The sequence below is a fragment of the Leifsonia sp. RAF41 genome (assembly GCF_052114085.1).
In the GTDB taxonomy this organism is placed as follows: Bacteria; Actinomycetota; Actinomycetes; order Actinomycetales; family Microbacteriaceae; genus Leifsonia.
Window position 1 is genome coordinate 1,307,766 of the sequence record NZ_JBFREB010000001.1, and the last position, 21,159, is coordinate 1,328,924.

Annotated in this window: 19 protein-coding genes; 17 read left to right on the forward strand and 2 right to left on the reverse strand. The window is 69.2% G+C overall.

The genetic code is table 11. The features are described from left to right. Positions 1-161 precede the first annotated feature (161 nt). The 7 genes from otsA to AB4Y74_RS06300 all read left to right on the forward strand — a co-directional run bounded on the left by otsA (position 162) and on the right by AB4Y74_RS06300 (position 8,355). Entirely contained in the window at positions 162-1,634 is a 1,473-nt protein-coding gene (otsA, locus tag AB4Y74_RS06270; RefSeq protein WP_441798254.1) for an alpha,alpha-trehalose-phosphate synthase (UDP-forming), read from the forward strand. Between the two features lie 44 nt (positions 1,635-1,678). Continuing rightward, positions 1,679-2,500 carry a trehalose-phosphatase gene (gene otsB / locus AB4Y74_RS06275; RefSeq protein WP_441798255.1) on the forward strand — a complete coding sequence of 274 codons (822 nt, stop codon included), beginning with the start codon at positions 1,679-1,681 and terminating at the stop codon, positions 2,498-2,500. Between the two features lie 71 nt (positions 2,501-2,571). After that, a complete protein-coding gene (gene ilvD, locus AB4Y74_RS06280; RefSeq protein WP_441798256.1) occupies positions 2,572-4,266 on the forward strand; it encodes a dihydroxy-acid dehydratase in 1,695 nt (564 codons plus the stop codon). Between the two features lie 54 nt (positions 4,267-4,320). Beyond that, positions 4,321-6,126, forward strand: a complete 1,806-nt coding sequence (locus tag AB4Y74_RS06285; RefSeq protein ID WP_441798257.1) for an acetolactate synthase large subunit — start codon at positions 4,321-4,323, stop codon at positions 6,124-6,126. A 2-nt stretch (positions 6,127-6,128) separates the two neighbouring features. Next, positions 6,129-6,638, forward strand: coding sequence for an acetolactate synthase small subunit (ilvN, locus tag AB4Y74_RS06290; protein ID WP_441798258.1), 510 nt, complete (start codon positions 6,129-6,131; stop codon positions 6,636-6,638). 61 nt (positions 6,639-6,699) lie between these two features. Continuing rightward, positions 6,700-7,728: a ketol-acid reductoisomerase gene (gene ilvC / locus AB4Y74_RS06295; protein WP_441798259.1), complete on the forward strand. Its 1,029-nt coding sequence runs from the start codon at positions 6,700-6,702 to the stop codon at positions 7,726-7,728. An 84-nt stretch (positions 7,729-7,812) separates the two neighbouring features. Next, positions 7,813-8,355, forward strand: coding sequence for a copper homeostasis protein CutC (locus AB4Y74_RS06300; protein WP_441798260.1), 543 nt, complete (start codon positions 7,813-7,815; stop codon positions 8,353-8,355). Positions 8,356-8,362: 7 nt separating this feature from the next. On the opposite strand, the gene AB4Y74_RS06305 is transcribed toward AB4Y74_RS06300, so the two are convergent. After that, on the reverse strand, positions 8,363-8,743 hold the full coding sequence (locus AB4Y74_RS06305; protein WP_441798261.1) for a DoxX family protein: 381 nt from the start codon (positions 8,741-8,743) through the stop codon (positions 8,363-8,365). A gap of 144 nt (positions 8,744-8,887) precedes the next feature. Here AB4Y74_RS06305 and serA point away from each other — a divergent pair, with 144 nt between their 5' ends. The 3 genes from serA (at position 8,888) to AB4Y74_RS06320 (ending at position 12,181) form a co-directional block, all read left to right on the forward strand. Beyond that, complete coding sequence (serA, locus tag AB4Y74_RS06310) at positions 8,888-10,480, forward strand: phosphoglycerate dehydrogenase (protein WP_441798262.1); 1,593 nt, start codon at positions 8,888-8,890, stop codon at positions 10,478-10,480. 90 nt (positions 10,481-10,570) lie between these two features. Next, positions 10,571-10,936: a YciI family protein gene (locus tag AB4Y74_RS06315; RefSeq protein ID WP_441798263.1), complete on the forward strand. Its 366-nt coding sequence runs from the start codon at positions 10,571-10,573 to the stop codon at positions 10,934-10,936. Then, positions 10,937-12,181: an RNA polymerase sigma factor gene (locus tag AB4Y74_RS06320; protein ID WP_441798264.1), complete on the forward strand. Its 1,245-nt coding sequence runs from the start codon at positions 10,937-10,939 to the stop codon at positions 12,179-12,181. 24 nt (positions 12,182-12,205) lie between these two features. Here AB4Y74_RS06320 and AB4Y74_RS06325 read toward each other — a convergent pair whose 3' ends face one another. Continuing rightward, the gene (locus AB4Y74_RS06325) at positions 12,206-12,769 is read right to left on the reverse strand and encodes a TetR/AcrR family transcriptional regulator (RefSeq protein WP_441798265.1); all 564 of its coding nucleotides are present in this window, start codon (positions 12,767-12,769) and stop codon (positions 12,206-12,208) included. Positions 12,770-12,828: 59 nt separating this feature from the next. Here AB4Y74_RS06325 and AB4Y74_RS06330 point away from each other — a divergent pair, with 59 nt between their 5' ends. From AB4Y74_RS06330 to AB4Y74_RS06360, 7 genes are all read left to right on the forward strand, one after another. Then, on the forward strand, positions 12,829-14,364 hold the full coding sequence (locus tag AB4Y74_RS06330) for an MFS transporter (RefSeq protein WP_441798266.1): 1,536 nt from the start codon (positions 12,829-12,831) through the stop codon (positions 14,362-14,364). A gap of 82 nt (positions 14,365-14,446) precedes the next feature. Further along, positions 14,447-15,502, forward strand: coding sequence for a 3-isopropylmalate dehydrogenase (locus AB4Y74_RS06335; protein ID WP_441798267.1), 1,056 nt, complete (start codon positions 14,447-14,449; stop codon positions 15,500-15,502). A 25-nt stretch (positions 15,503-15,527) separates the two neighbouring features. Next, positions 15,528-16,658: a branched-chain amino acid aminotransferase gene (locus AB4Y74_RS06340; protein ID WP_441798268.1), complete on the forward strand. Its 1,131-nt coding sequence runs from the start codon at positions 15,528-15,530 to the stop codon at positions 16,656-16,658. Positions 16,659-16,953: 295 nt separating this feature from the next. After that, positions 16,954-17,829 (forward strand): ketopantoate reductase family protein, encoded by an 876-nt coding sequence (locus AB4Y74_RS06345; RefSeq protein ID WP_441798269.1) that lies wholly within the window; start codon positions 16,954-16,956, stop codon positions 17,827-17,829. Continuing rightward, complete coding sequence (locus AB4Y74_RS06350; RefSeq protein ID WP_441798270.1) at positions 17,826-18,611, forward strand: fumarylacetoacetate hydrolase family protein; 786 nt, start codon at positions 17,826-17,828, stop codon at positions 18,609-18,611. The genes AB4Y74_RS06345 and AB4Y74_RS06350 overlap by 4 nt, the downstream gene beginning before the upstream one ends. Before the next feature lie 24 nt (positions 18,612-18,635). Continuing rightward, complete coding sequence (gene gltX, locus AB4Y74_RS06355; protein WP_441798271.1) at positions 18,636-20,153, forward strand: glutamate--tRNA ligase; 1,518 nt, start codon at positions 18,636-18,638, stop codon at positions 20,151-20,153. A 26-nt stretch (positions 20,154-20,179) separates the two neighbouring features. After that, on the forward strand, positions 20,180-21,124 hold the full coding sequence (locus AB4Y74_RS06360) for an NAD(P)/FAD-dependent oxidoreductase (RefSeq protein ID WP_441798272.1): 945 nt from the start codon (positions 20,180-20,182) through the stop codon (positions 21,122-21,124). Positions 21,125-21,159: the final 35 nt, after the last annotated feature.

Here is a 21,159-nt window from a genome sequence, read left to right on the forward strand (position 1 = left end):
CCCCCCCCCCCCCGGAGCCGCCGCAAGGGTCGCTGGTACCCTGGCTGGTGTTCACGTCCCGACCCCTCCGAGGGAGTTGACCCACCATCACCGCCACACCTGCTCCGACCACCTCCGCGACCGACACTGCGACCGACGGCGACACGTACGACCTGATCATCGTGTCCAACCGCCTCCCCGTCGACCGGGTGGTCGACGACAGCGGGAACGCAGACTGGCGGCCTTCGCCCGGCGGACTGGTGGCGGCCCTCGAGCCGGTGATGCGATCGCAGGACGGCGTATGGATCGGCTGGGCGGGCGTCTCCGACGAGGAGATCGAGCCGTTCGAGGCCGGCGGCATCAACATCCTGCCGGTGCCGCTCTCCGAAAAGGAGCTGCAGGAGTACTACGAGGGCTTCTCGAACGACACCCTGTGGCCGCTCTACCACGACGTGATCGCGCAGCCGAGCTACCACCGCGAATGGTGGGACTCCTACGTCAAGGTGAACCGGCGGTTCGCCGAGGCCGCCGCGTCGGTCGCCGCCCGGGGAGCGGTGGTCTGGGTGCACGACTACCAGCTGCAGCTGGTCCCGGCGTTGCTCCGCGAACTCCGCCAGGACCTGGTGATCGGGTTCTTCAACCACATCCCGTTCCCGCCGTACGGCATCTACTCTCAGCTGCCGTGGCGTCGTCAGATCATCGACGGCCTGCTCGGTGCGGATGTCATCGGCTTCCAGCGTGTCGCGGACGCGGGCAACTTCTCCCGCGCGGTGCGGCGGCTGAAGGGCTACGAGACCCGCGGTCCGATCATCGAGGTGCCGATCGACACCGACGACCCGGATGCCGGCTCCCACCGCCACGTCACCACCGACCGCCGCGGCGGCCTGGTGCGCACGGTGCTGGCGCGCGCCTTCCCGATCTCGATCGACGCCGACCAGTATCAGGACCTCGCCCGGCGCCCGGACATCCAGGCGCGCGCCCAGGAGATCCGGGAGGAGCTGGGGAACCCCGAGAAGATCATGCTCGGCGTCGACCGGCTGGACTACACCAAGGGGATCGGCCACCGGCTGAAGGCGTTCGGCGAGCTGCTGGAGGAGGGCAGCCTCCGCGCGGAGGACGTCACGCTCGTCCAGGTGGCGAGCCCCAGCCGGGAGCGCGTCGAGACGTACCGCCAGCTGCGCGACGAGATCGAGCTGACGGTCGGACGCATCAACGGCGACTACTCCACCCTCGGCCACACCGCCATCGCCTACCTGCACCACGGCTATCCGCGCGAGGAGATGGTGGCCCTGTACCTGGCGGCGGACGTCATGCTCGTGACCGCGCTGCGCGACGGGATGAACCTCGTCGCGAAGGAGTACGTCGCGACCCGCGTCGACGAGGACGGCGTCCTCGTACTCAGCGAGTTCGCCGGTGCGTCCGATGAGTTGCGGCAGGCACTGCTGATCAATCCGCACGACATCGAGGGCCTCAAGGAGACCGTCCTGCAGGCGCTGGCGATGCCGAAGCGGGACCGCACTCGACGGATGCGCGCCCTGCGCAAGAAGGTGCTGACGAACGATGTGGCCCGCTGGTCGGCATCGTTCCTCGACGCCCTCACCCGCGCCGCGCACGGCGACCACCCGCTCCAGGACCCGCCGGTCAACCGGCGCTGAGCGCATCCCACTTCTCGTTTTCCGATCTGCATTTCCGAAGGACCATGACCGACACCGCCTCGCACCTCCCGCCCGCCTCCGCCATCGCTCTCGCATCCGCGCTGCAGAAGCTGGCCACTGAGGAGCGGCTGCTGCTCGCCCTCGACTTCGACGGGACGCTGGCGCCGTTCGTCGACGTCCCGCGCGGCGCCCGCGCGCTGCCCGAATCGAAGGCAGCACTGGATCGGCTCGAACATCTGCCGAACACCTGGGTGGCATATGTCTCCGGCCGCCCGCTGTCGAGTCTCGAGACGGTGACCGAGGCCGATGAGGATGCGCTGCTCGTCGGCTCGCACGGCGTGGAGATCCGCTTCGGTCGCGACGGCGTCTCGCTCGATCTGAGCGACGACGAGCGGCGCACGATGGAACGGCTGGGGGATGCGCTCCAGGCGCTCGTCGACAGCGTCCCGGACACCAAGCTGGAGACCAAGCCGGTCGGCTTCGGGGTGCATTACCGGCTGGTGGGCGACCGGGGACCGGAGGTCGTCGCGCGAGCGCGGGAGGCGGCCGCCGGGGTCAGCTCCGCGCTGACGATCCGGGATGGCAAGGACATCATCGAGTTCTCGGTGCGCGAGGCGCACAAGGGGGACGGGGTCGAACGGCTGCGCGAATACACGCGGGCGACCGCGGTGTTGTTCGCCGGGGACGACGTCACCGACGAGGACGGCTTCTCGGTGCTGCGACCCGAGCGCGGCGACGTCGGCATCAAGGTCGGGACGGGGGAGACGGCCGCGCAGTACCGCGTGGCCGACGAGCGCGCGATAGCGACCCTGCTCGGCCTGCTGGCTCAGGCGCGCGAGGCGCACCTGAAATCGTCCACAGACTGACGCGGCGGGCGGCTCTCCACGGCTTCGGCCACATGTTCGGAGCGGCATTCGAGACGTTCTAGAGTTGACCCATGCCAGAAGTCGATTGGAAGCCGCGTTCGCGCGTCGTCACTGACGGGATCGAAGCCACCACCAGCCGCGGGATGCTCCGCGCGGTCGGAATGGGCGATGAAGACTGGGAGAAGCCGCAGATCGGCATCGCTTCGTCCTGGAACGAGATCACCCCCTGCAACCTCTCGCTCGACCGTCTCGCACAGGGCGCTAAAGAGGGCGTGCACGCAGGCGGCGGCTACCCGCTCCAGTTCGGCACCATCTCCGTCTCCGACGGCATCTCGATGGGTCACGAGGGCATGCACTTCTCGCTCGTGTCGCGCGAGGTGATCGCAGACTCGGTCGAGACGGTCATGATGGCGGAGCGCCTCGACGGCACCGTTCTGCTCGCGGGGTGCGACAAGTCGCTTCCGGGCATGCTCATGGCGGCCGCGCGGCTCGACCTCTCGGCAGTGTTCCTCTATGCCGGGTCGATCGCTCCGGGGTGGGTCAAGCTCTCCGATGGCACCGAGAAAGACGTCACGATCATCGACTCCTTCGAGGCGGTCGGTGCATGCAAGGCCGGCAAGATGAGCGAGGAGGACCTCAAGCGCATCGAGTGCGCCATCGCCCCGGGCGAAGGCGCCTGTGGCGGCATGTACACCGCCAACACGATGGCCTCCGTCGCCGAAGCGCTCGGGATGAGCCTCCCGGGCTCCGCGGCCCCGCCCTCGGCGGACCGCCGCCGCGACTACTACGCTCACCGCTCGGGCGAGGCCGTCGTCAACCTTCTCAAGAAGGGGATCACCGCCCGCGACATCCTGACCAAGGAAGCGTTCGAGAACGCCATCGCCGTCGCCATGGCGTTCGGCGGCTCGACCAACGTCGTACTCCACCTGCTCGCCATCGCGCACGAGGCAGAGGTCGACCTCACGATCGACGACTTCAACCGCATCGGTGACAAGGTCCCGCACATCGGCGACCTCAAGCCCTTCGGCAAGTACGTCATGAACGACGTCGACCGCCACGGCGGCGTGCCGGTCGTCATGAAGGCCCTGCTCGACGCCGGCCTGCTCCACGGCGACTGCCTGACCGTGACCGGCAAGACCGTCGCCGAGAACCTCGCTGAGATCAACCCGCCCGCTCCAGACGGCGAGGTGATGCGGACGCTCGACAACCCCATCCACCCGACCGGCGGCATCACCATCCTCAAGGGCAGCTTCGCCCCCGACGGCGCCGTCGTGAAGACGGCCGGCTTCGACGCCGAGGTCTTCGAAGGCCCAGCCCGCGTGTTCGAGCGCGAGCGCGAGGCGATGGACGCCCTGACCGAGGGGCGCATCTTCGCCGGCGACGTCGTGGTCATCCGCTACGAAGGCCCGAAGGGTGGCCCGGGGATGCGCGAGATGCTCGCCATCACTGCGGCCATCAAGGGCGCAGGGCTCGGCAAGGATGTACTACTATTGACGGACGGACGATTCTCAGGCGGCACAACCGGCCTGTGCATCGGCCACATAGCACCCGAAGCGGTGGACGCAGGTCCCATCGCCTTCGTGCGCGATGGTGATCTGATACGGGTCGATATCGCGGCTCGCTCCCTCGACCTACTTGTCGATGAGTCAGAGCTGACCGCCCGCCGTGAAGGCTGGGCGCCTCTTCCTCCGCGCTATACCCGTGGCGTTCTCGCGAAGTTCTCCAAGCTCGTCCGCTCCGCAGCAGAAGGAGCCGTCACCGGCTAGGCGCAACTCGCGCTCCGTAAACCACCGTTCGTACGTAAGGGACTGATGACATCCATGTCCACGGATGCAACCCCCAGCAGTGTGTTGCCGTCCGCGGCGCCCGGTAAGGCGTCGCCCGAGAAGTTGACTGGCTCCCAGTCGGTCGTCCGCACCCTCGAGCTCCTGGGCGTCACCGACGTCTTCGGCCTGCCGGGCGGTGCGATCCTCCCCATCTACGACGCGATCATGGACTCCACCAAGATCCGTCACATCCTGGTCCGCCACGAGCAGGGGGGCGGTCACGCGGCCGAAGGTTACGCGGTCGCCTCCAACCGGATCGGTGTCGCCATGGCGACCTCCGGTCCCGGCGCGACCAACCTCGTCACGGCGATCATGGATGCGCACATGGACTCCGTCCCGGTCGTGTTCATCACCGGTCAGGTGTTCTCGACGCTGATGGGCACGGACGCATTCCAGGAAGCCGACATCGTCGGCATCACGATGCCGATCACCAAGCACTCCTTCCTCGTCAAAGACGTGGAAGACATCCCGGCGACCATCGCGGCGGCGTACCACATCGCGGGCACGGGCCGACCGGGTCCGGTGCTCGTCGACATCACGAAGGACGCCCAGCAGAACGCGGCGCCGTTCGTCTGGCCGCCCAAGGTCGACCTGCCGGGCTACCGGCCGATCACCAAAGCGCACGGCAAGCAGGTGCTGGCAGCGGCCCAGCTGCTCGCCGAGGCGAAGAAGCCGGTCCTCTACGTCGGCGGCGGCGTGATCCGCTCGCGGGCGTCGCAGGAGCTCCTCGAACTCGCCGAGGCCACGGGCACGCCGGTGGTCACGACGCTCACCGCTCGCGGCGCGTTCCCGGACACCCACAAGCAGCATCTCGGCATGCCGGGAATGCACGGCACTGTTCCTGCGGTGCTGGCGCTGCAGGAGTCCGACCTCATCGTCTCCCTGGGTGCGCGGTTCGACGACCGCGTCACCGGCAACACCTCCCTGTTCGCGCCCGACGCGAAAATCGTGCACGTCGACGTCGACCCTGCTGAGATCTCCAAGATCCGAGTCGCCGACGTCCCCATCGTCGGCGATGCCAAGGACGTCATCGTCGATCTGACCGCGGCCTACCAGGACGCGACGAGGGCAGGCAGGCCTACCCTCGTCGAGTGGTGGACCTACCTGAACGGGCTCCGCGAGGAGTTCCCGCTCGGCTACACGCCGACCACGGACGGCCTCCTCGCCCCGCAGTACGTCATCCAGCGGATCGGTGAGCTGACCGGGCCGGAGGGCGTCTACGCGTCGGGCGTCGGCCAGCACCAGATGTGGGCGGCCCAGTTCATCAAGTACGAGCGTCCCAACTCGTGGCTGAACTCCGGCGGCGCCGGCACGATGGGCTACTCAGTGCCCGCGGCGATGGGCGCGAAGGTCGCGCAACCGGACCGCGTGGTGTGGGCGATCGACGGCGACGGCTGCTTCCAGATGACCAATCAGGAGCTCGCCACCTGCACGATCAACAACATCCCGATCAAGGTCGCGATCATCAACAACTCGTCGCTCGGCATGGTGCGGCAGTGGCAGACCCTCTTCTACGACGGTCGCTACTCCAACACCGACCTCAACACGGGTCACGACACCGTCCGCATCCCCGACTTCGTGAAGCTGGCCGAGGCGTACGGCGCACTCGGCATCAGGGTCACGAAAGAGGAAGACGTCGATGCGGCGATCAAGCTCGCGCTCGAGACCAACGACCGTCCGGTCGTGATCGACTTCGTCGTGAGCGCGGACGCGATGGTCTGGCCGATGGTGCCGCAGGGCGTCAGCAACAGCTACGTTCAGTACGCCCGCGAGCACAGCCCGTCGTTCGGAGGGGAGTGACCATGAGCACACACGTTCTGAGCCTCCTCGTGGAGGACAAGCCCGGCCTGCTGACCCGCGTCGCGGGACTCTTCGCCCGCCGCGGCTTCAACATCCACTCGCTCGCGGTGGGTACCAGCGAAGTCGACGGACTGTCGCGCATCACGGTCGTCGTCGACGTCGAGGAACTCCCGCTCGAGCAGGTGACCAAGCAGCTCAACAAGCTGATCAACGTCATCAAGATCGTTGAACTCGATGCCGCACAGTCCGTGCAGCGCGAGCACCTGCTGATCAAGGTGCGGGTGGACAACTCGACGCGCTCGCAGGTGCTCGAGGCGGTCAACCTCTTCCGCGCCCGCGTCGTCGACGTCGCGACCGACGCGCTCGTGATCGAAGTCACGGGCGACAGCGGCAAGACCCAGGCGCTGCTGAAGGTGCTCGAGCCCTACGGCATCAAGGAGATGGCGCAGTCCGGCCTCCTCGCGATCGGCCGTGGCGGCAAGTCCATCACCGAACGCGTCTTCAAGAACTGACTCGCCCTTCGGGCGACGAAAGAACTGACTTTTCGAACCAATGAGCAAGGAGAAAGCACCAGTGGCTGAGATCTACTACGACAACGACGCAGACCTTTCGATCATCCAGGGCAAGAAGGTCGCGGTCATCGGCTACGGCTCCCAGGGCCACGCCCACGCCCAGAACCTCCGCGACTCGGGCGTCGAGGTCGTCATCGGCCTGAAGGAGGGCTCGAAGTCGAAGCCCAAGGCCGAAGAGGCGGGCTTCCGCGTCCTCAGCGCGGCAGACGCCGCGGCCTGGGCGGACGTCATCGTCATCCTGGCTCCGGACCAGGTCCAGCGTCACCTGTACGCCGACGACATCCAGGGCAACCTGCAGGAGGGCAACGCCCTCGTCTTCGGACACGGCTTCAACATCCGTTTCGGCTACATCGAGGCCCCCGAGGGCGTCGACGTCATCATGGTCGCGCCCAAGGGCCCGGGCCACACGGTCCGCCGTGAGTACGAGGCCGGCCGTGGCGTCCCCGTGATCGTCGCCGTGGAGAAGGACGCGACCGGCAACGCCTGGCCGCTCGTCCTCTCGTACGCGAAGGGCATCGGCGGTCTGCGCGCCGGCGGCATCAAGACCACCTTCACCGAGGAGACCGAGACCGACCTGTTCGGCGAGCAGGCCGTGCTCTGCGGCGGTGTCTCGCAGCTCGTCCAGTACGGCTTCGAGACCCTGACCGAGGCCGGCTACCAGCCGCAGGTCGCCTACTTCGAGGTGCTGCACGAGCTCAAGCTCATCGTCGACCTCATGTGGGAGGGCGGCATCGCCAAGCAGCGCTGGAGCGTCTCCGACACAGCCGAGTACGGTGACTACGTCTCCGGCCCGCGCGTCATCGACCCGCACGTGAAGGAGAACATGAAGGCTGTGCTGTCCGACATCCAGGACGGCACCTTCGCCAAGCGCTTCATCGCCGACCAGGATGCGGGCGCGCCCGAGTTCCTGGAGCTCCGCAAGAAGGGCGAGCAGCACCCCATCGAGGCCACCGGCCGCGAGCTGCGCAAGCTCTTCGCGTGGAACGCGTCCAACGACGACGACTACGTCGACGGCGAGGTCGCCCGCTGAGGTCGACAGCAACTGATGCAGGACTGATGCGGGGCTGATGCCGCGCAGTAGTGTCGGGGCCGCGACCAGTTCGTCCATGTGCTGGTGCGGCCGCGCGGAGGCGGGTTCGCCTACGATGCCCACGAGCTGGCGACCATCCTCGGCGATGTGCGGTTCGCGCGCGAAGCGGGCGCCGGCGGCGTCGTCGTCGGTGCGCTCACGGACGACGGGCGGATCGACAGCGATGCCGTCGAACGGATCGTCGAAGAGGCGGGACCCCTGCAGGTGACGTTCCACCGCGCGATGGACGTCGTGGCCGATCCCATGGCCGCCGCGGAAGAACTCGTCGCGCTGGGCGTGACGCGCATCCTCACCTCCGGGGGTGCGTCCCGCAGCATCGATGGCGTCGCTCGGCTTCGCGCTCTGTCCCACGCCTTCGCCGGACGCCTGGAGGTGATGGCCGGCGGGGGCGTGAGTGTCGATGACATCCCCTCGCTCGCGGCCACCGGGATCGACGCGGTCCACCTGTCCGCCCGCGACAGCGCTCGGGGAGCGCCCAGCGGCCCAGGAGGCGGCGACGCGGTCTACGACATCACCGATCCCGCGACCGTCCACGACGCCCTCGTCATGGCTGCACTGGCTCGCTGAGCCGTCGTCACAGGGCGCAGAACACGCAGAGCCCGATCAGCACCACCTGCAGAATGGCCCGCGGGACCAGCGGCGTCGCGAAGGCGCCGAAGCGGTCGGTCTTTCCCGCCGCGTAGGCGTTCGCGGGGAAAACCGCCACCAGGAAGACAATGAGACAGATCGCCGCGGCGACCCGTGTCGCCGGCACCAGCAGCCCGATGCCACCCGCCAGCTCGCACAGGCCGGTGAACACGACGAGTGCGCGTGGCGACACGATCCGCAGGGCCGGCGGGATCATCGCCGCCATCCCGCGCGACGGCCCGGGGACGAAGTGCAGGGCACCCATCGCGACGAACACGATCGCGAGCAGGATGCGGACCACGAGCTGTGCGATGTCGAAAGGTGTCACCAGGCCATCCTCTCCCGCGACCGTCCACAGTCCGCGTAACGCGGCGAAAAGGGCGCTTGACGCCCCGCTAGAGTTAACCCGTTCCGCGCCCCACCGACCGTGGTGCACCTCCCAAGCCAGCCCTCCCTTCTAAGGAACTGCCACGTGACAAAGCCGGTCGTCCTGATCGCCGAAGAACTCTCGCCCGCCACCGTCGACGCCCTCGGGCCCGACTTCGAGATCCGCTCGGTCGACGGGACCGATCGCCCGGCCCTTCTCTCCGCAGTCTCCGACGCGGACGCGATCCTGGTGCGCTCCGCGACGAAGGTCGACGCCGAGGTCATCGGCGTTGCCAAGAACTTGAAGGTCATCGCGCGAGCGGGCGTCGGCCTCGACAACGTCGACATCAAGTCGGCCACCAACGCGGGCGTCATGGTCGTCAACGCCCCGACCTCCAACATCATCTCGGCGGCCGAGCTCACGGTCGGTCACATCCTGAGCCTCGCCCGCCACATCCCGGCCGCTCACAGCGCCCTCGCCCAGGGGCAGTGGAAGCGGTCGAAGTACACCGGTGTCGAACTGTACGAGAAGACCGTCGGCATCATCGGCCTCGGCCGCATCGGCGCGCTCATCACCGCTCGGCTGCAGGCGTTCGGCACGAATGTGATCGCGTACGACCCGTACGTCACGAGCGCCCGCGCCCAGCAGCTGGGCGTCCAGCTGGTCAGCCTCGACGAGCTGCTGGCGCAGTCCGACTTCGTCACCATCCACATGCCGAAGACACCGGAGACGACCGGCATGATCTCGGACGACCAGCTGGCGCTGATGAAGAGCACCGCGTTCGTCGTCAACGTCGCCCGCGGCGGCCTGATCGACGAGGATGCGCTTCACCGCGCTCTCACCACCGGCACCATCGCGGGGGCCGGCCTCGACGTCTTCGTGTCGGAGCCGCCCCAGGACTCGCCGCTGCTCGCGCTCGAGAACGTGGTCGTCACCCCGCACCTGGGCGCCTCCACCGATGAGGCGCAGGAGAAGGCGGGCGTCTCGGTCGCACGCTCAGTGCGCCTCGCGCTCTCCGGCGAGCTCGTTCCGGACGCGGTCAACGTCGCCGGCGGTGTCATCGACCCGTACGTGCGCCCCGGCATCCCGCTCGTCGAGAAGCTCGGGCAGGTGTTCTCGGGCCTCGCCAGCAGCCCGGTCACCAGCGTCGATGTCGAGGTCCGCGGAGAACTCGCCGACTACGACGTCAGCGTGCTGAAGCTCGCAGCGTTGAAGGGCATCTTCACCAACATCGTCAGCGAGACGGTCTCGTACGTGAACGCGCCGCTGCTCGCCGAGCAGCGCGGCATCGAGGTGCGGCTGATCACCGACTCGGTGAGCGAGGAGTACCGCAACCTCATCACGCTGCGCGGCGCTCTCAGCGACGGTTCGCAGATTTCCGTCGCGGGCACCCTCACCGGCCCCAAGCAGATCGAGAAGATCGTCGGGATCAACGGCTACGACGTCGAGGTGCCGGTCGCGGAGCACCTGGTGGTCATGGTCTACGACGACCGCCCCGGCATCGTCGCGGTCTACGGACGCGAGTTCGGCGAAGCGGCCATCAATATCGCCGGCATGCAGGTCGCCCGGACGTCGGCCGGCGGCAAGGCGCTCAGCGTGCTGACCGTCGACTCTCGCGTGCCGGACGGGCTGCTCGAGAAGGTCCGCCTCGCGATCGACGCCGACCTCATGCAGGAGATCGACATCACCGAGTCCTGAACGCGAGGAAGATTCTTCTTCCCGCCTGTCGATTCGTGTGGCCTACTTGCGTCGTAAGGGTGTCGATATCCCTACGAACGAGGAGACACCATGTCTGACGAGTACGTTCTGCTCATCCAAGAGCCGAACTGGAACCCCGATGAGATGACAGCCGAACAGTGGCAAGCCGGGATGGCGGGTCACAAGGTCTTCCAGGACGCCGTCGCAGCGGCGGGCGAGCGGATCACGGCCAGCAGCGCCCTGCAGGCCGTCACCCAGGCCACCCGGATCACGCACGGGTCCGACGGTGAGCCCGTCTTCACGAACGGACCGTTCGGCGAGACCAGCGAGGTCGTCACCGGTTTCTACGGCTTCACCGCGTCGAGCCCCGAGCAGGCACGGGAGCTGGCGGCTTTGTGCCCGACGCACGGCTGGATCGAGCTCTACCCGGTCCTGGTCCTGGACGCGGTGCGCTGAGTGACGCCGACCGCTCCGTCGGAGCGTGAGCGGCTCGATCGCGCCTGGCGCGAGGAGTCGCCGCGCATCCTCGGAGCGGTCGCACGCACGACGGGCGACCTCCTGCTTGCCGAGGACGCGGTGCAGGAGGCGTTCGCACGCGCCCTCGCCGAGGCGGCGCGCGGACGGGCGCCGGCGAACCCGGCCGCCTGGATCACCACAGTCGCGCGCCGCGTCGCCCTCGACGCACTGCGGCGTGAGAGAACCGCCGCGCGGTCGGCACCGGCGCTGGCGGCCGAAATCGCCCGCGCCGAGCGTGCGATCGCCGACGACGCCGAACGGGGGGAGGAGTCCGTGTTCACCGGCGACGAGCGGCTGGAGCTCATCCTCCTGGTCGCGCATCCCTGGCTCACTCCCGAAGCACGAGTGGAGCTGGCCCTCCGCTTCGTCTGCGGCCTGCCCACCTCGCGGATCGCCGACGCCTTCCTGGTCTCCGAGACGACGATGGCGGCACGGATCACCCGGGCCAAGAAGCGCATCCACGCTGCTGACCTCCGCTTCGTCCTGGACGACCCCGTCGCTGTTGCCGAACGGATGCCCGACGCCCTGACCACGATCTACCTGCTGTACACGGTCGGGCACCAGACGGCGGACAACGCCCTGCGGCAGGATGCGATCGCGCTCGCCCGCGACGCCCGCCGAAACGCGCTCGATGACGAGAGCGCGGGGCTCCTGGCGCTGCTGCTGCTGACGGAGGCCCGTCAGGCGACGCGCCTCACCGCGGCCGACGAGTTCGCGACGCTGCGCGAGGCCGACCGGTCACGCTGGGATGCCGCCCAGATCGCGGAGGGGGAACGGCTCGCCGCGACCGCGCTCGCTGGCGATGGACGGTACGCGCTTCAGGCGGGCATCGCCGGACTGCATGCGATCGCGCCGACCTGGGAGGCCACCGACTGGCCCGCGATCGCGCGCCTCTACGACGGGTTGGTGCGGCAGTGGCCGAGCCCGTCGGCGCGGCTGGGGCGGCTGGTCGCCCTCGGCCACAGCCCTGACGCCGGTCCGGAGGTCGCCCTCGCCGAGCTCGCCGCCGATCCCGCGCTCTTCCGCGAGCCGTTGACCGCGCAGGCGCATGCCGTCCGAGCCGATCTGCTGCGGCAAGCCGGGCGGAACGCCGAGTCGGCGGACGCCCTCCGCGCGGCGATCGCTGCCGCCGCGGACGACCGCACCGCGCGGTCGCTGTCGCGGCTCCTGTCGTCGCTGGGCTGAGCGCGGTCGGGAGGGGTCAGTGCGTCAGCGCGTCGGTTCCGCGATCCTCCGCACCAGGGCGATCAGTTCGTCGACGTCGGTCTCATCCCGCAGGACGGTGTTGGTCGCGGGGAGGAGGGCCGTGTTGTAGTACATCCCGTCGCCGATCAGCATGACCATGCGAGCGGCCAGGGGATCGCCGACCGCCTCTTCGAGCACGGCGAGCCACACCCGCTGGGCGCCGGCGAGCGCATCCCGGGCGCGGGTGTCCGCGGCCTGCGCGAGCCGGGCGATCGCGACGATCGCCCGCTCGAACCGGGAGTCGGTCGGGATGGATGTGCGTAAGAAGTAGTCCACGGGGCCTGCCGGGGCAGCACGCATCTGCTCGACGTCGTCGGCGATCAGGTCGGTGAACCGATCCAGGACGCCGCCGACCAGCGCCTCCTTCGACGCGAAGTGATACAGCAGGCCGCCCTTGGAGACGCCGGCCCGCGCTGCCACCGCGTCGAGGGTCGCTGCGCGCTCGCTCTGCTCGGCCAGCAGCTCCTCGAAGGCATCCAGGACGCGATCGCGGGCGGAGCGGGAGGGGGCGGGGGAGTCACTCGGCATGTGCACATGCTAGTCCGCCGGGAGTTGCCACTGTACCGTCCAGACGGTACAGTAAACGCATGTCCTCGGTCACCGCTCCGTCCCTCGCCTCCGCCGCCCGCTCGCCGCGTGCCGGCGGCCGCGCGTGGGCCGCCCTCGCGGTGCTCATGCTCCCGACCCTCCTGGTCTCCGTCGACAACACGGTGCTCAGCTTCGCCCTCCCCTCCATCTCCGAGGCCCTGAAGCCGAGCGCGACGGGGATGCTGTGGATCGTCGACATCTACCCGCTCGTGCTCGCGGGGCTGCTCGTCGCGATGGGGAGCCTCGGCGACCGCATCGGCCGCCGCCGCCTTCTGCTCATCGGGGCCACCGGCTTCGCCGCCGTTTCGGCTGTGGCGGCCTTCGCCCCCACTGCCGAGCTGCTCATCGGGGCGCGCGCCGCGCTCGGTGTGTTCGGTGCCATGCTCATGCCGTCGACCCTGTCGCTCCTGCGCAGCGTCTTCGCCGACCGCGAGCAGCGCCGCCTCGCGATCGCGATCTGGGCGGCCGGGTTCGCTGCGGGCTCGGCGCTGGGGCCCATCGTCGGTGGACTGCTGCTGGAGCACTTCTGGTGGGGCTCCGTGTTCCTGCTCGCTGTTCCCGTCCTCATCCCGCTGCTGGTGCTTGCGCCGCTGCTGGTGCGCGAGTCCCGCGACCCCTCCCCGGGCCCGGTGGATGCGCTGGGCATCGTGCTGTCGCTGCTGACGATGGCGCCCATCGTCTACGGCATCAAGTCGCTCGCGGTCGACGGCTTCTCGGCGCTGGCCGTGATCGCGATCGCGATCGGCGTGGCATCCGGGGCGCTCTTCGTGCGCCGTCAGCTGCATCGCCCGGTGCCGATGCTCGATATGCGGCTGTTCACGCGTCCCGCGTTCAGCGGCGCGATCGTCGTCAATCTGCTGAGCGTCGTGTCCCTCGTCGGATTCCTGTTCTTCGTGTCGCAGCATCTGCAGCTGGTGATCGGACTGACGCCGCTCCAGTCGGGCCTCGTGCTGCTGCCGGGCCTCGTCACCATGATCATCGCGGGACTGGTCGTCGTTCCGGTGGCCCGCCGCATCCGGCCGGGGGTGGTGATCGCGGCGGGGCTGACGCTGTCCGCCGCCGGCTACGTTCTGATCGCGCTGACCGGAGGCGACGCGCCGTGGAGCATCCTGCTCGCGGCCTTCGTCCTGCTCGGCGCCGGGATCGGCGCGGCCGAGACGGTCTCGAACGAGCTGGTGATCTCGACCGCTCCGGCGGCGAAGGCGGGCGCGGCCTCCGCTGTCTCGGAGACGGCCTATGAACTCGGTGCCGTGCTCGGCACCGCGACGCTGGGCACGCTTATCACGGTGTCCTACCGCGCGGCCCTCGTCGTGCCGTCGGGGCTGAGCGCGTCGCAGGCGGACGCCGCCGGGGAGACGCTCGGGGGAGCCGTATCCGTCGCCCGCGGCCTCCCGGCCCCGCTGGCCGACGAGTTGCTGCGCTCGGCCCGCGCCGCCTTCGACAGCGGTGTGGGCGTGACCGCCGTGATCGGCGTCGCGCTGGTCGCGACGGCCGCTGTCGTCGCGCTGGTCACTCTCCGCCGGGTCCGTTCCTGACGGCGACGGAGCGAGTCCGTCGCGTCGGTGCGCGGCGATAGGGTGGCAGTACCGTTCCGCCATCGAACAGCGCAGGAGTGCCATGTCCCGTTCCGTCAAGCTCGCCGTCATTCCGGGTGACGGGATCGGACCAGAGGTCATCGCCGAGGCGGTCAAGGTTCTCGACGCGGTGACCGGCGAGAACGGGCTGACGTTCGAGAAGACGCACTTCTCGCTCGGTGCCGACCGCTACCTGGCCACCGGCGATGTGCTGACAGACGACGACCTCAAGGCGATTGCAAGCAACGACGCGATCCTGCTCGGCGCCGTGGGCGGCAAGCCGGGTGACCCGAGACTGGCCGGCGCGAACATCGAGCGCGGCCTGCTCCTGAAGCTGCGGTTCTCGCTCGACCACTACGTGAACCTGCGGCCCACGACGCTGTTCCCCGGCATCGCCAGCCCGCTCGCGAATCCCGGCCAGGTCGACTTCGTGGTGGTCCGGGAGGGCACGGAGGGCCCGTACGTCGGCAACGGCGGAGCGATCCGTCAGGGAACGCCGCACGAGATCGCCAACGAAGTATCCGTGAACACCGCATACGGGGTGGAGCGCGTGGTCCGCTACGCGTTCGAGCAGGCTGCGCAGCGACGCAAGAAGCTGACCCTCGTCCACAAGACCAACGTGCTCACGTTCGCCGGCGGACTGTGGAAGCGGATCGTGGATGCCGTGGCAGCCGAGCATCCCGAGATCGCAGTCGACTACCTGCACGTCGACGCCGCGACCATCTTCCTGGTCACCGATCCTGCTAGATTCGATGTGATCGTCACGGACAACCTCTTCGGCGACATCCTCACCGACCTCGCGGCCGCGATCAGCGGCGGCATCGGGCTGGCGGCCTCGGGCAACATCAACCCGACCGGGGCCTTCCCGAGCATGTTCGAGCCGGTTCACGGATCGGCCCCCGATATCGCCGGCCAGCAGAAGGCCGACCCCACCGCCGCGATCCTCTCCACGGCGCTCCTGCTCCGCCACCTGGGCGAGCCCGAGCTCGCCGAGCGGGTCGAGTCCGCGGTGACCGCCGACCTCGCCGCCCGCACGGGCGCTCCGCGAACGACTGCCGAGATCGGCGACGCGATCGCCGGACGAGTGGCGCAGAATTGATTCACCGTCGCGTAAAGGACAAGTCATGACCTCCACCAGCATCTCTCTCACCAGCGGCCCCACCGAGACCTCGGGCCTGCTCTGGAACGTCTCCCGCAACGAAGCCGCCCGCGAGGCGGCTGAGCGCGCGGAGATCCTCGCCGACCCGGGCTTCGGCAACTACTTCACCGACCACATGGTCGACATCTGCTGGTCCGCCAAGGGCGGTTGGCATCGGCCGCGCGTGTCGCCGTACGGGCCCATCCAGCTGGAGCCCTCGGCCGCCGTCTTCCACTACGCGCAGGAGATCTTCGAGGGCCTGAAGGCGTACCGCCACGCCGACGGCTCGATCTGGGGCTTCCGGCCGGAGGCGAACGCCGCGCGCATGCAGCGATCGGCGTACCGGCTGGCGCTCCCGGAACTGCCGGTGGAGTACTTCCTCGACTCGCTCAAGCAGCTGATCGCGGTCGACGGCGACTGGGTGCCGGACGCGGCTGAGACGAGCCTCTACCTGCGGCCGTTCATGTTCGCGAAGGAGGCGTTCCTCGGGGTGCGCCCCGCGAACAAGGTGGCCTACTACCTGATCGCCAGCCCGGCCGGGGCGTACTTCCCGAGCGGCGTCGCGCCCGTGTCGATCTGGCTCTCCGACCACTGGTCCCGCGCGGGCAAGGGCGGCACCGGCGCCGCGAAGACCGGCGGCAACTACGCTTCCAGCCTCCTTCCTCAGGCCGAGGCGTACGAGCACGGCTGCGCGCAGGTGCTGTTCCTCGACTCGGTCGAGGGGAAGTACATCGAGGAGCTCGGTGGGATGAACGTGGTGCTGGTGAAGAAGGACGGCACGCTGGTGACCCCGGAATCCGACAGCATCCTCGAGGGGATCACGCTCGACTCGGTGCTGCAGTTGGCGCGCGATCGCGGCCACGCGGTGGAGCGCCGCCGCGTGACCATCGACGAGTGGCGCGACGGAGTGGAGTCGGGCGACGTCGTCGAGGTGTTCGCCTGCGGGACCGCCGCGGTGATCACTCCCATCGGCGAACTCAAGTCGGACACCTTCACTGTGGGAGACGTCACCGCTCCTCCCGGCGAGCTGACGATGTCGCTCCGCCAGGAGCTGACCGACATCCAGTACGGCCGCGTGCGTGACCGCCACAACTGGATGTACCGGCTGGACGCCTGAGGCGGCAGTCGAGAACGGAGGAGTTCTCCTCCAGGGGGCCCGCGAATGTGCGTAAACGGAGGGGATGCCGGCCATGACGGCCAGCATCCCCTCCGTTTCGTCGTGGTGAGCCGGGTCGAACGGCGAGCCACCGCGTCCGGGAACGGAGGAGTTTCGCCGCATCCGGCTGCTGTCCGGCCTCCGTTTCGCGCGCTGCAAGCCGATCAGGAGGCGGCCTCCTCCGTTTCCGTCGGAGTGTGAAGCGAGGGGGCGGCCGACCGGCCCCTCCGTTCGTCCGGGTGACTAGTGTCGAAGCATGGGTGACAATTCGGTGTTCGCGGTCGTCGGACCTGGCGCGGTCGGTGGGCTTTTCGCGTGGCTGCTGCAGCGAGCAGGCCATGAGGTCGTCGCGGTGGGCCGTCCCGCGACGGTCGATGCGATCCGCCGGGACGGCATCGAGGTGCGGAGTCAGCTCTTCGGAAACGGTGTGCAGCGTGTGCGCGCCGAGACGGGCATCCCGGAGGGTGCCAGCGTGATCCTGACGACTAAGGCGTACGGCCTGGATGACGTGCTTCCGGGGATCGTCTCGGCGCGCCCCGCCGAGGTGATCTCGTTCCTGAACGGTGTGGAGCACATGGTCCCGCTGCGCAGCGCCCTGCCCGACGTTCCCGTCGCGGGTGCGTCCGTCGCGGTGTCCGCGCTGCGCGCATCCACCACGGTGATCGACCACCGCAGCCCGTTCGTCCGCATCGAGGCGCCCGAGGCGGCCTCCGGCTTCGCGGCCGTGCTCGCGCTGACCGATGCCGGCCCGAGCGTTCGCGTGGGCGGGAGCGAGGCGGAGGTCCTGTGGGCCAAGTTTCGTCTGCTCGCGTCCCTCGCGCTGCTGACCTCGTACTGGCGGCAGCCGGCGGGCGCCGCACTGAGCGAGGATCCGGAACTGACCGAGGCGGTCGTCTCAGAGGTCGTCGCCTGCTCGACCGCGGACGGTGTCCCCGCCTCGGAGCTCGACCTGGTGCGCGCCCTCCGAAGCGTCCCCGGTGGGATGCGGACCTCCCTACAGGAGGACCTCGCCGCCGACGCGCCCAGCGAACTCGACGCCCTCGGTGGCGCGCTGCTCCGGATCGGCGAGCGGCACGGCATCCCGACACCCGCGCTCGGGCGCATCCTCACGGCGCTAGGCTCGAACGCGTGAAGATCGCACGATTCAGCCACACCCGCGACGGCGAGAAGAGCCCGGTGATCGAGTACGGGATCATCGACGAGGACGCCATCGTCGTTCTCGCCGGCGACCCCCTGTTCGTCGGTTTCGAGACGACCGGTGAGCGCGTCCCACTGGCCAAGGTCGGCGCGCTGCTCGCCCCGGTCATCCCGCGCTCGAAGGTGGTGGCGGTCGGCAAGAACTACCGCGAGCACGCCGCCGAGATGGGCGGTGAGGCGCCCGGTGAGCCGCTGCTGTTCCTGAAGCCGAACACCGCGGTCATCGGCCTCGGTGACGCTATCGTGATCCCGCCGCAGTCGGAGCGCGTCGACTACGAGGGCGAGCTGGCCGTCGTGATCGGCAAGATCGCCCGGAACGTGGCGCCGGAAGACGCTGCGGACCACATCTTCGGCTACACCGTCGCCAACGACGTGACCGCGCGCGACCTGCAGGAGAAGGACGGGCAATGGACGCGCGCGAAGGGCTTCGACACCTTCTGCCCGCTCGGGCCGGTCATCGACACCGAGCTCGCCGCGGACGCCGTCCTGCGGACCCGTCTCAACGGCGAGCTCAAGCAGGAGGCGCCGATCTCGGACATGGTGCACGACATCCCCTCGATCATCGCCTACGCGTCGAGCGTCTTCACATTGCTGCCGGGGGACGTCATCCTGACCGGAACGCCGTCCGGAATCGGGCCGATGAAGGCCGGCGACACCGTCGAGGTGGAGGTCGAGGGCGTCGGGTCGCTGGTGAATCCGGTGCGCGCCCCGAAGTAGCCCTCCCGGTAGGATCGGAGTCGTATGTCTGACTCGATCGCTCACCCCTTCTCCGATGCCACCGGCGCCCATGTGCGCGTGCGCTTCTGCCCGTCTCCGACCGGCACGCCCCACGTGGGCCTGATCCGCACGGCGCTGTTCAACTGGGCCTACGCCCGGCACACCGGCGGCAAGCTCATCTTCCGCATCGAAGACACCGACGCGGCCCGCGACAGCGAGGAGAGCTACCAGCTCATCCTCGAGGCGCTCCGCTGGCTGCGCCTCGACTGGGATGAGGGGATCGACGTCGGCGGCCCCGACGGGCCCTACCGGCAGTCGCAGCGGTACGACATCTACCGCGACCTCATCGCGCGACTGCGCGAGTCCGGCCACATCTACGAGAGCTTCGCGACCGGCGAGGAGATCGAGGCGCGCAACGTCTCGCTCGGGCGCGACCCGAAGCTCGGCTACGACAACTTCGAGCGCGACCTGACCGAGGAGCAGAAGGCGGCGTACCGCGCCGAGGGTCGCGAGCCTGCGCTCCGCCTGCGGGTGCCCGACGACGACCTCAGCTTCGACGACCTGGTGCGCGGAGAGATCACCTTCAAGGCCGGATCGTTCAGCGACTTCGTCGTGGTCCGCCCCAACGGCCACCCGCTGTACACGTTCGTGAACCCGGTCGACGACGCGCTGATGGGCATCACGCACGTGCTCCGCGGGGAAGACCTCCTGTCGTCGACTCCGCGCCAGATCGCCCTGTACCACGCGCTCATCGACGCGGGAGTGACCACCTTCGTCCCGCGCTTCGGGCACCTCCCGTACGTCATGGGCGAGGGCAACAAGAAGCTGTCCAAGCGCGACCCCGAGTCGAACCTGTTCCACCACCGCGACCGCGGGTTCATTCCCGAGGGACTGGTGAACTACCTGGCGTTGCTGGGCTGGTCGCTGACCCACGATCGCGACGTCTTCTCGCTCGAGGAGATGGTCGCCGCCTTCGACGTGAAGGACGTCAACCCCAACCCGGCCCGCTTCGATCTGAAGAAGGCCGAGTCGATCAACGGCGACCACATCCGGCTGCTCGACGTCGCCGACTTCGCCGAGCGCACCATCCCGTACCTGGTGGCAGCCGGCGTCGTGCAGGAGCCGCTGACGCCCGAGCAGCACGCCGTGCTGGTGAAGGCCGCACCGCTCGTGCAGGAGCGGGTGCAGCTGCTGGGCGAGACGCCCGGGATGCTCGGCTTCCTGTTCACCGACGCATCCTCCCTGGTCGTCGCCGATGACGCGCGCGCCTCGCTTCCGGAGAACGCCGGCGAGGTGCTCGCCGCATCCCTCGGTGCCCTGGAGCTCGTGCCGGAGGCCGAGTGGACGCATGACGCGCTCGAGTCCGCCCTGCGCGACGCGCTCGTCGAGGGCCTGGGCCTCAAGCCGCGGGTGGCCTTCGGTCCGCTGCGGGTCGCCGTCTCCGGTCGCCGGGTGTCGCCGCCGCTGTTCGAGTCGATGGAGATCCTCGGCAAGGCCGAGACGGTCGCGCGGCTCGACCGGCTGTCGGCGACGCTGGGATAGGCCGCGTGAGCGGGGAGGCGGCTGGCGTGGCGTCCGCTGCGTCGTACGATGTGGTCGTCGTCGGCGGGGGACCGGCGGGACTGTCGGCCGCGCTCAACCTCGCGCGTGCCCGGCGAAGGGTGTTGGTCGTCGACGGCAACCGGCCCAGACATGCGGCGACGCTCCTGGCGCACGGCTTCCTCACCCGTGACGGCATCTCTCCGCTGGAGCTCCGCCGGATGGGCCGCGAGGAGGTCGACGCGTACGACAACGCGTCGGTGGTCTTCGCCCAGGTCGGCGCTGTGGAGCTGGAGGGCGATGGGTTCCGCGTCACCGGTCGTGGCGTGCGCGGCGCAGCGGATGTGGATGTGCGAGCCGGCGTGGTGGTGATCGCGACCGGTGTCACGGAGGCGATGCCGGCCATCCCGAGCATCCGCGCCTACTACGGCACCCAGCTGCACAGCTGCATCGAGTGCGACGGCTTCGAGTCAGCGGACCAGCCGCTCGCGCTGATCGGCGAGACGCCCGATCTGGCCGAACGCGCGCTGCTGCTGACCCAGTGGACGGACGACTTGATCGTCTTCACGAACGGCGCCGACACGGTGGATGCGGACGAGGAGAGGATGCTCGCGCAGCTCGGCGTCGGTGTCGAACGCCGCCCGATCGACGACATCGTGGGGGAGAAGGGTGCCATGACGGGCGTCCGCCTCGCCGACGGCGACGTCATCGACCGCCTTGGCGGATTCCTCCGCCCGGTGTGGTCGCCCGCGCTGTCGTTCGCCGACGCGTTGGACCTCGACCGCGACTCGGAGGGCTACCTCCTGACGGACGCCCAGGGCCGCACATCCCTGACGGGCGTGTACGCGGCGGGCGAGACGACGGCCCCCGGACCGCAGCAGCTGATCGTCGCAGCGGGCTCCGGAGCGGTGGTGGCGGCGGCCGTCAACCGGGACCTCATCGGACTGTCCGTGGACGGTGCCGCCGTTTTGTAGTCCGGCCTTCCGGTAGGCTAGAGTTGGTTCTCGTG

Coding starts and splice junctions, on each gene's coding strand:
- otsB (WP_441798255.1), top strand. CDS start 1,679: ATGACCGACACCGCCTCGCACCTCCCGCCCGCCTCCGCCATCGCTCTC.
- ilvD (WP_441798256.1), top strand. CDS start 2,572: ATGCCAGAAGTCGATTGGAAGCCGCGTTCGCGCGTCGTCACTGACGGG.
- AB4Y74_RS06285 (WP_441798257.1), top strand. CDS start 4,321: ATGTCCACGGATGCAACCCCCAGCAGTGTGTTGCCGTCCGCGGCGCCC.
- ilvN (WP_441798258.1), top strand. CDS start 6,129: ATGAGCACACACGTTCTGAGCCTCCTCGTGGAGGACAAGCCCGGCCTG.
- AB4Y74_RS06315 (WP_441798263.1), top strand. CDS start 10,571: ATGTCTGACGAGTACGTTCTGCTCATCCAAGAGCCGAACTGGAACCCC.
- AB4Y74_RS06325 (WP_441798265.1), bottom strand. CDS start 12,769: ATGCCGAGTGACTCCCCCGCCCCCTCCCGCTCCGCCCGCGATCGCGTC.
- AB4Y74_RS06330 (WP_441798266.1), top strand. CDS start 12,829: ATGTCCTCGGTCACCGCTCCGTCCCTCGCCTCCGCCGCCCGCTCGCCG.
- AB4Y74_RS06335 (WP_441798267.1), top strand. CDS start 14,447: ATGTCCCGTTCCGTCAAGCTCGCCGTCATTCCGGGTGACGGGATCGGA.
- AB4Y74_RS06340 (WP_441798268.1), top strand. CDS start 15,528: ATGACCTCCACCAGCATCTCTCTCACCAGCGGCCCCACCGAGACCTCG.
- AB4Y74_RS06345 (WP_441798269.1), top strand. CDS start 16,954: ATGGGTGACAATTCGGTGTTCGCGGTCGTCGGACCTGGCGCGGTCGGT.
- gltX (WP_441798271.1), top strand. CDS start 18,636: ATGTCTGACTCGATCGCTCACCCCTTCTCCGATGCCACCGGCGCCCAT.